Below are 12,763 nucleotides of genomic sequence, written 5' to 3' on the forward strand. Positions count from 1 at the left end.
TCCAAAGTCTACGTAAGCATTTGCGCGTTTGGGCTGTTTGAGTCATTCAGCCCGCAGCTTGTTCTTTCCAAGCTCTACTATCTACGCTCTGCGTTCTAACCATCCCTCATGGAACAAGCTACTACCGCTACCAAAACCGGCAATATCTTCGACTGGCAGGTGCTACGCCGCCTGATGACGTACGTGCGGCCTTACCAGCGGGTCTTCTACTTCCTGATTTTCCTGACCATTGCCACCGCCGCCCTCGGCACCCTGCGTCCCTTCCTGATTCAGCGCATGGTCGACGTGAGCATCGAGCAGGGCGACATGCTGGGGCTCAACAAGATGTTCGGGCTGCTCATGATTCTGCTGGTGGCCCACGCCTTGGTCAGCTACCTGCAAACCTACTTCGGCGGCTGGCTGGGCCAGTACATCGTGCGCGACATCCGCGTGGACCTCTACAAGCACATCCTGGATTTGCGGCTGAAGTTCTTCGACCGGACGCCCATCGGGGTGCTCGTCACCCGCAATATTTCCGACGTCGAAACCCTGTCCGATGTGTTCAGCGAAGGACTGGCGGCTATGATTGGCGACATTCTGCAGCTGCTCTTCATCATGGGCTTCATGTTCTGGATTGACTGGCGCCTGACGCTGGTCAGCCTCTCCGTTATTCCACCGCTGCTCTACAGCACCTACGTGTTCAAGGAGAAGGTCAAAACCTCGTTCCAGGAAGTCCGCACGGCCGTGGCCAACCTGAACTCCTTTGTGCAGGAACACCTGACGGGCATGAACGTGGTCCAGATTTTCAACAACGAGGAGCGCGAATACCGCAAGTTCAAGGCCATTAACCAGGAGCACACCCGGGCCAACATCCGCTCGGTGCTCTACTATAGCATCTACTTCCCGGTGGCCGAAGTGCTGGCGGCCGTGGGCGTGGGGCTGCTGGTGTGGTACGCGGCCCAGGGCCAGATTGAGGGCACCATTTCCAAGGGCGCCCTTATTGCCTTTATCATGTACAACGCCCTGTTTTTCCGGCCCATCCGCCAGATTGCCGACCGGTTCAATACCCTGCAGCTGGGTTTGGTCAGCACCGAACGTTTGCTCAAGCTGCTCGACAGCAAGGAGCTCATTGCCGACAACGGCACCTACGCCCCGGCCCAGCTCCGCGGCGACGTGGCCTTCGACAAGGTCTGGTTTGCTTACAACGACGAGGAATACGTGCTGCGCGACGTAAGTTTCGAGGTAAAAGCCGGGCAGACCATTGCCTTCGTGGGGGCCACCGGCGCCGGCAAAACCAGCATTATCAACCTGCTCAGCCGGTTCTACGAAATCAACAAGGGCACGATTTCCGTCGATGGCCACGACCTGCGCGAGTACGACCTCAAGGAGCTGCGCCGCCACATCGGGGTGGTGCTGCAGGATGTGTTTCTCTTCGCCGGCACCATTCAGGACAACATCACCCTGGGCAATAAAGACATTACCGAAGCCCAGATCTGGGCCGCCGCCGACTTGGTCGGGGCCCGGCGCTTTATCGAGCGGCTGCCCGGCGGCCTGCAGTACCCGGTGATGGAGCGGGGCGCCACGTTGTCGGTGGGCCAGCGCCAGCTCATTTCCTTCGTGCGGGCCATGGTCTACCAGCCCCGGATTATCATCCTGGACGAGGCAACTTCTTCCGTCGACTCCGAAACCGAGGAGCTGATTCAGGAGGCCATTGAAAAGCTGATGCAGGGCCGCACCTCGCTCGTCATTGCCCACCGCCTGAGCACCATCCAGAAAGCGGACCGGATTATCGTCCTGGACCGGGGTGAAATCAAGGAGTCGGGCACCCACGAGGAGCTTTTGCGCCACGGCGGCTTCTACCAGCAGCTCTACCAGATGCAGTATAAAGATGCCCTCAACACTCCCGCCGAATAACCCTTTTGTATGACCCGCTGGCTGTTTCTACTTATTTTCCTCTTTACCATCGGCGCGGCCCTCATCTACGCCTACGTGGGCGGCTTCAAGACGCCGACCGTCACCGTCACGACGACCAAGACCCCCATTTTCCTGGCAGGGCAGGCCTTCGAGGGTTCGGCCAACGACGAGCGGTTCGGACCCCTGTTTCGCAGCGTAAAAGAAGCCCAGGACCGGGGCCAGCTGCGCGGGGAGCTGGCTAATATCTACTATAACGACCCCGCCAAAGCCCGCGACACGGTGCGGGCTTTCATCGGTTTGGTCGTGGCTGATACCGTGTCGCAGCAGCTGCCGGCGGGCTACCGGTACCGCACCTTCGGGGCTGGGCAGCGCGTGGTGCAGGCCCGCACCACGGCCAGCTACCTGGTGGCTCCCAACAAGCTTTACCCCGCCATTACCGACGCCGTAAAGCAGCAGCAACTCAAGCCCAAGCACGTGTACCTGGAGCGGTTTCCCGAGCAGGGCGAATCCGAAGTGCTGGCCGTAGTGGAGTAATTTCTGCTTGGGCATATCCGAAAAATAAAAAGGGCCATTCCAGAGGAGGAATGGCCCTTTTTATGTTAGTCGTAAGTGCTAACGTCCCAGATAGAAAGCTGCTCCCAAGGACAAGGAGCTTAGCGCGAAAGTAGCCCCGAAGCCCGATTCGGTGTTCTTACTCGTCCGGGCTGGTTCCTGCGGGTTAAAAGAAGTTGCGCTACTCTCCCAGGTGGATTTACTGTAGCCCACGCTGCCGAAAGTAGCTTCCAGTCCTAGCTTTGGCAGAGGAAAGTAAACAAAGCCCGGCATTAAAAAAGCGTAGCCGCCTTTGCTCTTGTCCGTAGCTGCATAAGAATTGGTGCCCTCAGTTTCGCTGTGGCCGGAAGAATACCCCGCCGCTACCTGCCCGAAAAAGCCGGCGTTGTCACTCACCATTTTGTAGTAGCGCACCAGTGGCCCCAGCCGATAGCCATTGCCTTTACCCGTGAAGGTGTTCAGGGTTCCTAAATAGTCAAACCCTTCCTGCTTAGAGGACGAATGGGTGTAGCTCGCCTCGAAGCCCAGCATCAGGTTATCAGCCAGAAAATACCCTGCCTGGGGGACCAGCGAAAACTGGGTAGACTTCGACTTGGTGGTCTGGATGGCGGGTGAGGAGCTAGACTCCGTCCGGGCGTTTGAAAAGTTAAGTCCACCACCTAATAATACCGTTCCTGCCTTAATTTGGGCGTGGGCACTCAGGGCGCTGCCACACAGGAGTGCGGCGGCACAGATACATTTGTTCATGAAAGAAGGAGAAATAGTGAGGATTGAATACCGCAATTGACTGTGGCAAAGCTTATCTAGAATCAGCTTGCCGTTGCTTAGCAGGGGATGAACGACCCTGTATAAAATATCTTGCATACACCATAAAAAAAGCCCCGCACCATGTGGTGCGGGGCTTTTTTAGGAAAAGGGTAACGCTACTAGCGGCCGAAGTAGAACGTGCCGCCAAACTGCAGCTGGTCGAGGCCGAAGTTGGCGCCCAGCGTGTTGGTTTTGTTTTCGTAGCCGGAAGGCGCATTACCCGCGTTAGTCGGATAATCGAAATCCATACTCTCGTAGCCCAGACCACCAATCGAGGCACTGAGGCCCAGCTTGGGAATCGGGAAGAAGACGATGCTGGGCGTCAGGCCGGCGTACAGGCCCGAGCCTTTCTGCTCGCTGATCAGCGTGCCGTTGTTGACGTAGTCGTAGGTCTTGGCCTTTTGAAAGCCGCCGGCCAACGTGCCCACTACCCCAAACTGCTCGGTGAACATCTTGTAGTACTGCACATAAGGTCCTACGCGCACCACCGTAGTGGGGTCCAGCTCGGCCCGTACCACGCCCGGCGCTGGGGTGTAGGTCGAGTATGGCTCGCGGTAGGAAGAGTAGCCCAGCGACAAACCGATGGCTAGGTTGTCGGCAAAGAAGTAACCGACGGAAGGCGTGAAGTGAAACTGGCTCGAGGTGGTTTCCGTCGAGTACGTCTGGTTGTTATACGTGCCGCTGGTGGTGCTTTTGTCGCGGCTGTAACCCACGCTGCCGCCAAGCGAAACGGTGCCGGCTCCGATGCTTTGCGCTTGGATTGCTTCGGCGCTCAAGGCCAACAGACCCAACAGGAATATCTTTTTCATAGGGGAGGAAATAGTGAAGCCGCAAAGATATAGGTTGGTTTCTATGTAAGCGCCACCGCAACAGAAAACTAAGCCAAATAAAAAAAGGCCTTCCCTAAGCAAGGAAAGGCCTTTTTGCGGGTAAAGTCGGGGTGGCAGGATTCGAACCTACGACCTCGTCGTCCCGAACGACGCGCGCTACCGGGCTGCGCTACACCCCGAATGCCGAGTGGGGTAGACTCGGTAAATAATGTTACGGCCGAAAAAAGCCTCCAGACCGAAGTCTGGAGGCTTTTCGAACAGTAAACTGTTCCGTCGGAGTGGCAGGATTCGAACCTACGACCTCCAGCACCCCATGCTGGCGCGATACCAGGCTACGCTACACCCCGAGGAATCGAGTCACAAAGGTAAGAGAGAAATTGAAAGTCAAGCAAGAGTAGCGGCTATCTTTTTCCTGAAAAGGGGCTTTTAAATCGTAGGTGGCTGAAATACAAGCGGAAAAATTTATCAGTCAGGGTTGGCTAGTTGCCTGCTTGGTATGCCCACTACGACGGCCAAACTCAGGGCAGGAGTTGGGCATACGGTTTGCATGGCCGGGCCAGAGCACAATTTCGTGCTCCCATATTTGGAATTCACCCCTGACAATGAGTAATATAGCTACCCGGCGGCCATTTGGTTCTACCAGAAGCACGGACAATGTTTTACTTTTGCCGACGCACAATGAAATGTCTTTAACAACGTTTGGGCTGGGTATGAAAACGGTTGTGGTTACCCTCAGTTTGGGAATAGGAATGCTGCTGGGCCTTGGAACGGCCCAGGCTCAAACAAAACCAGCGGCGAAAGCACCCGCGCCTGCCGCCAAAGCCGCAGCGGCCACCAAGCCCGCGGCCTCGGCCGTAGTGGCCCAGGAAAAGCCGGCTCCCCCAGATCTGATTACCAGCAAGATGGAAGTCGCGGCCCCTTCCACCGACGCTATTAAAGTGCGGGTCGATACCAACCCGCTAACCAAGCGCCTGATCGTGCACACCAACGCCTCGGGCCCGACCCGGGTGGAAGTCAACGATGCCAGCGGCCGGCCCGTCATCACCCGCGACCTGCTGGTGGGCGACGAGGCCATTACCCTGGACGTAAGCCGGCTGCCAGCGGGTTCTTACATCGTACAGTGTACGTCCGGGGCCCGTAGCGGCATGCGCCGGGTAATGGTTGGCCAATAGCTCTACTTCACGCTGATAGTGCTGAGCCCTTACGGAACCCGTTTCGTAAGGGCTTTTCTATGACGGCCGGCGTATTTTTAAACTCGGGAAGAAGGAAATAAGGCCGCCGCCCTTAGCGTTCCGCACTACAATTCGTTGTTTTGGAAAGACTAAATCACCGGGCAGTTGGATTCCTCCATACCGGCTCATAAACATTTGTATTACATAAGAAGAATGCTCCCAACCGTACAGTTGCTTCTTTCGCCCGGGCGGAATATTGGTCCTATTGCTCGCGCGCTCGGCAAGAGTATAGTACCGCTAGCACTACTAACTTTTGGTCTGACAACGCGGGCGGCGGCGCAGTGCAAGGTTCTGGACTTACAAGCGCCGCACTGGCAGCTGTTGTTTGGTGATGAGTTTAAAAAACCCAAGCTCAATGACACGCTGTGGTCAAGATCCCCGGGGTCATTGCCGGCGCAAGGGGGCCGGTACGCGGGCTGGGGCAGTGAATATTTTCCGCAGCCGGGAGACGAAGACTACGATGAGAGGCTGCTGACAATTACGCCCGGGGCCGACTCCGCCGATGCCAGTGCCGTCGGTGTTTTGCACCTGACGGCCTTGCCGCTACCGGTGGCCGACTCGATTGAAACCGGAGCAAACTACAAGTTTGACGTGGTAGAGATGCCGCGCTATGTAAAGTATAAGTCGGCCATCATTCGCAGTACCAGAGACTCGCCGGCCTACGGGGCATACATCATGCGCGCCCGACTACCGCTGGCCATAGAATATCAGGCGTGGGCTACTTTCTGGCTGTGGTCTTGCACCACCGAAATCGATATTCTGGATGGGGCGGCCGGCAATCGGCCCGGTAAAATCAGCTACTTGGCGAATGCAATTGACAACGTAACGCTGACTACTACCGGGCCCACCGAAGAAGGCTGCCTGGCTGGGCCCTTTGCCTATCCGGAGTTAGTGGATTATACCCCGGGCACCAGAAAGAATGCGGCGTACCACAAAAGATCCAGAAGGCAACCAGGATTTGCAAGAAACCAGTCGCAGTTTGATGCGGGCTTCAATACCTACGCCTTGGTGTGGACGCCGCAAAAGGTAGTCTTCTATTTCAATGAAATAGCTTTTCTCTCGGTGCCCAGGAGCAAGGTTAGAACCATGCCGAAGTGGAACACCCTGATAGCATCCCTGCAAATGATGCCCCGCGCTAGCATGGAGAAATCGTTTACGATGGATATTGATTACATCAGAGTCTATCAGACCAATATCCTCAAGCCGGATGGCAAAACGCCGAATTACGAGGCCATTGTGTGTGAGTAAGCAGGCGGGAGAGGCGTTTTTGCCGGCAACTAACCCGCTGATTACGAGCGGTTGCCAATGCTGTGGCTGCTAGGCTTCCTCGTTTTGCAGCTGCCGCTCGTAGAGGGCCCGGTACAACCCGTTTTCGTCTTCCATCAGGGCCTCGTGGGTGCCGTGCTGCACAATCACGCCGTCGTCGAGCACCAGAATTTCGTCGGCCAGCTTCACCGACGACACCCGGTGGGAGATAATCAGGCTGGTGCGGTTGTGCATGATGCGCTGTAGGCTGTTCAGGATGGCGTTTTCGGTGTTGGTGTCCACTGCCGAAAGGGAGTCGTCCAGAATCAGGATTTTGGGCTCCTTCACCAGGGCCCGGGCAATGCTGACGCGCTGCTTTTGTCCGCCCGAGAGGGTAATGCCCCGCTCGCCGAGCTTGGTGTCGAAGCCCTCGGGGAAGCGGATGATGTTGTCGTAGACGTTGGCATCCTTGGCCGCCTGCTGCATCCGCTCCTCGCTGGGGTTGTCGAGGCCGAAGTTGATGTTGTTGCGAATGCTGTCCGAAAACAGGAACACATCCTGGGGCACGTAGCCGATTTGCTCGCGCAGGGAGTTGAGCGAAAAGTTGCGCACGTCCACGCTGTCCACGTTGATCTGGCCCTCGGTTACGTCATACAGGCGGCAGAGCAGGGCAGCAATGGTGCTCTTGCCCGAGCCGGTGTTGCCGATGACGGCCAGCGTCTGGCCCGGGCGGATGCGGAAGGAAACGTCGCGCAGGGCCTGAATGCCAGTGTCGGGGTAGGTAAATGAGACGTGGTCGAAGACAATGTCGCCCTGGATTTCCTGGACAATGTTCTCCCGCGAAACAATGTCCGTCTGCTGGTGCATAAACTCGTTGATACGGGCCTGCGAGGCTTCGGCGCGCTGCACCAAGGAGCTGGTCCAGCCTAGCGCGGTTACGGGCCAAGTCAATAGGTTGACGTAAATCAGGAACTCGGCAATACTGCCGGTGGTGATGGTGCCGCGGATGACTTCCTGCCCCCCAACCCAGACCGTGACGATGGTGCTGATGCCGATGAGGAACAGAATGAGCGGGAAAAACAGGGAGTTGACGAAGTTCAGACTCAGCGACTTTTCCTTGTAGTTGTCGGAAGCAGCGGTGAACTGCTGGTGGGAGTCGTCTTCGCGCACGAAGGACTTAAGCACCCGGATACCCGAAAACGACTCCTGCACGAAGGTCGTCATGGCTGCCAACGAGCGTTGGATTTCGTCGGATTTGCGCTCAATCAGGTTGTTGACGTAGTAGATGCTCACCGATAGAATCGGCAGCGGGATGAGCGTGTAAAGGGTCAGCTTTACGTTCACCATCAGCATCAGCGGGATGATGAGCAGGAACAGAATGACCAGCTGCATGAAGTACATCAGGGCCGGCCCGATGTACATCCGCACCCGGCCCACGTCCTCCGAAATGCGCGACATCAAGTCCCCAGTGTTGTGGCGGCGGTAGAAGCTCAGCGGTAGGGACTGGTAGTGCTGGAAGATTTCGTTTTTCTGGTCGTTTTCTACCAGGCGGCTCATCACGATGAGCGTCTGGCGCATGAAAAACAGGAAGATGCCGCGCAGCAGGGCCATCAGCACGATGAGCAGGCCGTAGAGCAGCACGTTGCGGCCGAACAATTCATACACCCCGCTCTGGGCCCGAGTGCCAGCGTAGAGGTGGTACAAATCGATGCCTTCCCCCACCAAATCGAAGGCGTAGCGCACGATTTGGGCCGGAAAAATGGCCAGCAGCGTGGACAGGGCCACGAACAGGACGCCGCCCAGGAAATGCCATTTGTAGCGGTACAGGTACTTATTGGTAGCGGATAATGCGCGCACGGAAGCTGGAGTTGGAGCAGGTTAAGAAGCCGTGACCTTTCCGGCAAATCCGGAAGGGTAGGGTGCCCGGCTAGGAAAAATTGGGTACTTTTGCACCCGAATTGAACAGACTACGCGCCCGTTCGTTCAAAGATACAACACCCGACCCCACCCAACTTCCCACCCTTTTTTCAGTTTACTCAAATGGTTGAAATCCAAACGCTGGCCGATACGTCGGTCTTCGGTCAGATTGCCGAGCATCAGCACGAGCAGGTTGTGTTCTGCCACGACCACGAAACCGGTTTGCGGGCCATCATCGGCATCCACAACACGGTACTCGGTCCGGCCCTGGGCGGCACCCGCATGTGGCACTACGCTTCCGATATGGAAGCCCTGAACGACGTGCTCCGTCTCTCGCGCGGTATGACTTATAAGGCGGCCATTTCGGGTCTGAACCTGGGTGGGGGCAAAGCCGTCATCATCGGCGACGCCAAAACGCAAAAGACCGAAGCCCTGCTGCGCAAGTTTGGCCGCTTCGTCAAAAACCTGAACGGTAAGTACATTACGGCCGAAGATGTGAACATGACCACCAAGGACATGGAGTACATCCGGATGGAAACCAAGCACGTAGCCGGCCTGCCCGAAAGCATGGGCGGCTCCGGCGACCCGTCGCCGGTAACGGCGTACGGTACCTACATGGGCATGAAGGCCGCCGCTAAAAAGGCGTTTGGCTCGGAAAGCCTGGCCGGTAAGCGCATTGCCGTGCAGGGCGTGGGCCACGTGGGCACCTACCTGCTCGAGTACCTGCAGAAGGAAGGCGCCAAGCTCATCCTGACCGACTACTACGAAGACCGCGCCCTGGAAGCCGCCGCCCGTTTCGGCGCCGTAGCCGTGGGCCTCGAGGAAATCTACGACCAGGACGTGGACATCTACTCGCCCTGCGCCCTGGGTGCCACCATCAACGACGACACCATCGACCGGCTCAAGTGCCGCGTTATTGCCGGCTGCGCCAACAACCAGCTCAAGAACGAAGACGTGCACGGCCCCGAGCTCGTGGAGCGCGGCATCGTGTATGCCCCCGACTTTTTGATCAATGCCGGTGGTTTGATTAACGTATATTCGGAAGTGGTAGGCTCCAGCCGGCAGGCCGCCCTCACCCAGACCGAAAAGATTTTCGACTTCACCACCCAAGTGCTCAACAAAGCTGAGCAGGAGGGAAGTCACCCCCAGAAAGCTGCCATCCGGCAGGCCGAGGAGCGCATTGCTTCGCTCGGTAAAGTCAAATCAACCTATTAATTCTTGGTTGTTGATTGCTGATAGTTGATTGTTTGGGAGCCAATTGCTCCGGGCAACCAATAATCAATCAACTATCAGCAATCAACAACCAACTTTCGAAGAAGATGCTCAATCGCCGCACGCTCCGCATTAAGGTTATGCAGGCCCTGTACGCTTATCATCAAGCCGTTGGGTCGGATTTTATGCTGGCCCAGGACCGCATTGCGGATGCCTTTGCTCCCGACCTGAATGCCCCCGAAGCCCAGGACCGCAAGCTGCTGAAAGGGCAGCAGAAAATGGCCGAGGCTATTTTCCGGGAGTGGCACAAGGGCGGCTCGGGCGCGGAAGTCGAGAAAATCGACGACAAGGAGGTGAACGACGCCGTAGCCGACGCCATCAGCTTCTACCAGAAAGCCAAGGCCAAGGACGGCACGTTCTACGCCGGGCAGATGGTGCACGGCGCCGAAAGCATCCACACCCAGTACCTGCACCTGCTCAACCTGCCGGAAGCGTTGCTGCGCGTGATTGAGGAAGAAAAGCAGCGCGAAGCCCGCCGCTTTACGCCTTCCAAGGAAACCCCGCTCGATACGACCCGCTTCGAGGAAAACCAGGTGATTCAGAAGCTGATTGGCAACAAGCAGCTACTCGACCTGACCATCCGGCGCAACGCCCAGTGGACCGGCGAAGACGACATGGAGGCCCTGCGCAAAGCCTGGCGCAACGAAATCAAGCCCGACGCCGAGTTCCAGAGCTACCTGGCGGCCCCGGCCGGCAACTACGCCGAAGACCAGGAGCTGCTGAAGTATCTGTATAAGAACTTCGTCTTCAAGGGCGAATCCCTGCCGGCTTACCTCGACGAGGACGACCAGAACTGGGAGGAAAACCGCTCGGTGGTGAAAAACCTGGTGGTCAAGACCCTGAAGATGCTCGACGAAGCCGCCGACGAAAACCTGGAGCTCATGTCGCTGTCGGCCAACTGGGTCGACGACAAGGAGTTTGCCGAGACGCTCTACAAGCAGACCCTGGCCGACGACGAGCGGTACGAGAAGCTCATTGCCGAATCGGTGCAGAACTGGGACGTGGAGCGCGTGGCGTTGACGGATAAGATTCTGCTGAAAATGGCGCTCTGCGAAATGCACCTTTTCCGCGGTATCCCCGTGAAAGTCACCATCAACGAGTATATCGAAATCAGCAAAATGTACAGCACGCCCAAGAGCAAGCAGTTTGTGAACGGTATTCTCGATAAATTGGCCCAGGACTTGACTGCCAGCGGCGCCATCCGCAAGTCGGGCCGGGGTTTGCTCGACAACCAGTAAGCTGGTCGGTAGCGCCCCGGAGCAACCTGAACCGCGCCGTGTGCGTTGTTGAGTACACATTTTCCATCCATTCTCCCACCTCGCCACTCCTTTCTAGCCATGGGTAGCAAAACCACTACCGGTATTCTGTGCTTCGCGGGCGGTGCCCTCACCGGGGCCGCTGTTGGACTTCTGTTTGCTCCGGAAAAGGGGCGCGAAACCCGTAGCTGGCTCAGCTACCAGCTCGAAAAGTACCGCGAAGTACTGGCCGACCTCACCGAAAGCCTCGTCACGAGCCGCGGCGAAGTTGGGCCCACGTCCAGCGCCAAGTCGGAAGGCCAGCGCGTAATTCAGGACGCCAAGAGCAAAGCCGAACAGCTGCTCGGCGACGTGGATCAGCTGATCAACCAGATCAACTCGCGCAAAGCCGTTTAATTAAGCCAGCCGATGTAACAGATGTGCTGATGTACTGAAGACGTTTTCATCTTCAGTACATCAGCACATTTTTATTATTGCCCCTGCCCAGGGTATTACCTTTGTGCCGGAATGGCTGCATGCAGCCTAAGTGAGGCGCCCGCAAGTCGGCAGGCGCTTCACGTTCAGACGAGTAACCTCAGTACCTCTCCTAAATAGATAGTAGCAGAATGCACACCATCACCCTCATCCCCGGCGACGGCATCGGGCCCGAAATCACGAAGGCAGTTCAGGACATTTTCTCGGCCGCTGGCGCCCCCATTCAGTGGGAAGAGCAGAACGCGGGCCAGACGACCTTCGACCAGTCGGGCGAGCTGATTCCGCAGTCGTTGCTCGACTCGCTGGAGAAAAACCGCGTGGCCCTGAAAGGCCCCATCACGACGCCCGTGGGCAAGGGTTTCCGCAGCATCAACATCACGCTGCGCCAGAAGTACGACCTCTACCAGAACGTGCGCCCGGCCAAAACCACCGAGGGCATTGAGTCGCGCTACACCGGCGTAAACCTGGTGCTGTTCCGCGAAAACACCGAGGGTCTGTACTCGGGCCTGGAAGTGTACGACGAGCGCCTGGGCATTTCCGACTCGTTTAACCGCATCACGGTGGAAGGCTCGCGCAAAATCTGCCGCGCCGCCTTCGCCTACGCCGCCAAGCACGGCCGCAAAAAGGTGACCCTGGCTCACAAGGCCAACATCCTCAAAATGGCCGGCAAGCTCATGCTCGACGCCTGCAAAGAGGCCGCCACCGAGTTTCCGCAAATCGTGTTCGAGGACAAAATCATCGACAACATGTGCATGCAGCTCGTCAACAAGCCCGAGCAGTTCGACGTGGTGGTGACGACCAACCTGTTTGGGGACATCCTTTCCGACCTCTGCGCCGGCCTCGTGGGCGGTCTGGGCGTAGTTTCGGGGGCCAACATTGGCGACAAGATGGCCATCTTCGAAGCCGTGCACGGCTCGGCCCCCGACATTGCCGGCCAAGGCAAGGCCAACCCCACGGCGCTGCTGCGCTCGGGCCTGATGATGCTCCACCACCTGGGTGAGCACGCGCTGGCCGACCGTATCGAAAAGGCCCTGGACGAGACCCTGAAGCATAAAGAGGAGTGCACCGGCGACCTGGGCGGTAAAGCCAGCACCAGCGAGTTTGCCCAGTCGATTATCGGCCGACTGGCGTAAGCGCGCATAAACCAGTTCCCCTCCTTAGATAAGCAGGGGTGCCCGGCGGGCACCCCTGCTTATCTAAGGAGGGGAACTGGTGTTTTAGGTCTTGTAAAACTTCGTCTTAACTTTACCATTCCAGCGGCTCTAAATGGCCGCATTTCTACTTC

11 protein-coding genes and 2 tRNA genes are annotated in these 12,763 nt (G+C 57.4%); 8 read left to right on the plus strand and 5 right to left on the minus strand.

Features of this window, described 5'->3' with window-relative positions; genetic code table 11:
- The first annotated feature begins 108 nt into the window (after nt 1–108).
- Nucleotides 109–1,893 (plus strand): ABC transporter ATP-binding protein, encoded by a 1,785-nt coding sequence (locus CLV45_RS20435; RefSeq protein ID WP_100338349.1) that lies wholly within the window; start codon nt 109–111, stop codon nt 1,891–1,893.
- A gap of 9 nt (nt 1,894–1,902) precedes the next feature.
- Entirely contained in the window at nt 1,903–2,427 is a 525-nt protein-coding gene (locus tag CLV45_RS20440) for a hypothetical protein (RefSeq protein ID WP_100338350.1), read from the plus strand.
- A gap of 78 nt (nt 2,428–2,505) precedes the next feature.
- Here CLV45_RS20440 and CLV45_RS20445 read toward each other — a convergent pair whose 3' ends face one another.
- From CLV45_RS20445 to CLV45_RS20460, 4 genes are all read right to left on the minus strand, one after another.
- Complete coding sequence (locus CLV45_RS20445; RefSeq protein WP_100338351.1) at nt 2,506–3,309, minus strand: outer membrane beta-barrel protein; 804 nt, start codon at nt 3,307–3,309, stop codon at nt 2,506–2,508.
- Between the two features lie 62 nt (nt 3,310–3,371).
- Nucleotides 3,372–4,061, minus strand: coding sequence for a hypothetical protein (locus CLV45_RS20450; protein WP_100338352.1), 690 nt, complete (start codon nt 4,059–4,061; stop codon nt 3,372–3,374).
- Between the two features lie 126 nt (nt 4,062–4,187).
- A tRNA-Pro gene (locus tag CLV45_RS20455) sits at nt 4,188–4,261 on the minus strand.
- Nucleotides 4,262–4,355: 94 nt separating this feature from the next.
- Nucleotides 4,356–4,429: transfer RNA gene (locus CLV45_RS20460), tRNA-Pro, on the minus strand.
- 363 nt (nt 4,430–4,792) lie between these two features.
- Here CLV45_RS20460 and CLV45_RS20465 point away from each other — a divergent pair.
- Nucleotides 4,793–5,254, plus strand: coding sequence for a T9SS type A sorting domain-containing protein (locus CLV45_RS20465; RefSeq protein ID WP_157807683.1), 462 nt, complete (start codon nt 4,793–4,795; stop codon nt 5,252–5,254).
- Between the two features lie 213 nt (nt 5,255–5,467).
- Nucleotides 5,468–6,562 carry a glycoside hydrolase family 16 protein gene (locus tag CLV45_RS20470; RefSeq protein WP_100338354.1) on the plus strand — a complete coding sequence of 365 codons (1,095 nt, stop codon included), beginning with the start codon at nt 5,468–5,470 and terminating at the stop codon, nt 6,560–6,562.
- Between the two features lie 69 nt (nt 6,563–6,631).
- Here the strand turns inward: CLV45_RS20470 and CLV45_RS20475 are convergent, their stop codons facing one another.
- Entirely contained in the window at nt 6,632–8,416 is a 1,785-nt protein-coding gene (locus CLV45_RS20475) for an ABC transporter ATP-binding protein (RefSeq protein WP_100338355.1), read from the minus strand.
- A 183-nt stretch (nt 8,417–8,599) separates the two neighbouring features.
- Between CLV45_RS20475 and CLV45_RS20480 the strand changes: the two genes are divergently transcribed.
- From CLV45_RS20480 to CLV45_RS20495, 4 genes are all read left to right on the plus strand, one after another.
- Entirely contained in the window at nt 8,600–9,691 is a 1,092-nt protein-coding gene (locus tag CLV45_RS20480; protein WP_100338356.1) for a Glu/Leu/Phe/Val dehydrogenase dimerization domain-containing protein, read from the plus strand.
- A 104-nt stretch (nt 9,692–9,795) separates the two neighbouring features.
- Nucleotides 9,796–10,986, plus strand: a complete 1,191-nt coding sequence (nusB, locus tag CLV45_RS20485) for a transcription antitermination factor NusB (protein WP_100338357.1) — start codon at nt 9,796–9,798, stop codon at nt 10,984–10,986.
- A gap of 99 nt (nt 10,987–11,085) precedes the next feature.
- Nucleotides 11,086–11,400: a YtxH domain-containing protein gene (locus CLV45_RS20490; protein ID WP_100338358.1), complete on the plus strand. Its 315-nt coding sequence runs from the start codon at nt 11,086–11,088 to the stop codon at nt 11,398–11,400.
- Nucleotides 11,401–11,609: 209 nt separating this feature from the next.
- Nucleotides 11,610–12,611, plus strand: coding sequence for an isocitrate/isopropylmalate dehydrogenase family protein (locus CLV45_RS20495; protein ID WP_100338359.1), 1,002 nt, complete (start codon nt 11,610–11,612; stop codon nt 12,609–12,611).
- Nucleotides 12,612–12,763: the final 152 nt, after the last annotated feature.

The organism is Hymenobacter chitinivorans DSM 11115 (assembly GCF_002797555.1).
In the GTDB taxonomy this organism is placed as follows: domain Bacteria; phylum Bacteroidota; class Bacteroidia; order Cytophagales; family Hymenobacteraceae; genus Hymenobacter; species Hymenobacter chitinivorans.

Excerpts from the sequence above, each read along its gene's own strand:
- CLV45_RS20435 (WP_100338349.1), top strand. The coding sequence starts at position 109 with ATGGAACAAGCTACTACCGCTACCAAAACCGGCAATATCTTCGACTGG.
- CLV45_RS20440 (WP_100338350.1), top strand. The coding sequence starts at position 1,903 with ATGACCCGCTGGCTGTTTCTACTTATTTTCCTCTTTACCATCGGCGCG.
- CLV45_RS20445 (WP_100338351.1), bottom strand. The coding sequence starts at position 3,309 with ATGCAAGATATTTTATACAGGGTCGTTCATCCCCTGCTAAGCAACGGC.
- CLV45_RS20450 (WP_100338352.1), bottom strand. The coding sequence starts at position 4,061 with ATGAAAAAGATATTCCTGTTGGGTCTGTTGGCCTTGAGCGCCGAAGCA.
- CLV45_RS20465 (WP_157807683.1), top strand. The coding sequence starts at position 4,793 with ATGAAAACGGTTGTGGTTACCCTCAGTTTGGGAATAGGAATGCTGCTG.
- CLV45_RS20470 (WP_100338354.1), top strand. The coding sequence starts at position 5,468 with ATGCTCCCAACCGTACAGTTGCTTCTTTCGCCCGGGCGGAATATTGGT.
- CLV45_RS20480 (WP_100338356.1), top strand. The coding sequence starts at position 8,600 with ATGGTTGAAATCCAAACGCTGGCCGATACGTCGGTCTTCGGTCAGATT.
- nusB (WP_100338357.1), top strand. The coding sequence starts at position 9,796 with ATGCTCAATCGCCGCACGCTCCGCATTAAGGTTATGCAGGCCCTGTAC.
- CLV45_RS20490 (WP_100338358.1), top strand. The coding sequence starts at position 11,086 with ATGGGTAGCAAAACCACTACCGGTATTCTGTGCTTCGCGGGCGGTGCC.
- CLV45_RS20495 (WP_100338359.1), top strand. The coding sequence starts at position 11,610 with ATGCACACCATCACCCTCATCCCCGGCGACGGCATCGGGCCCGAAATC.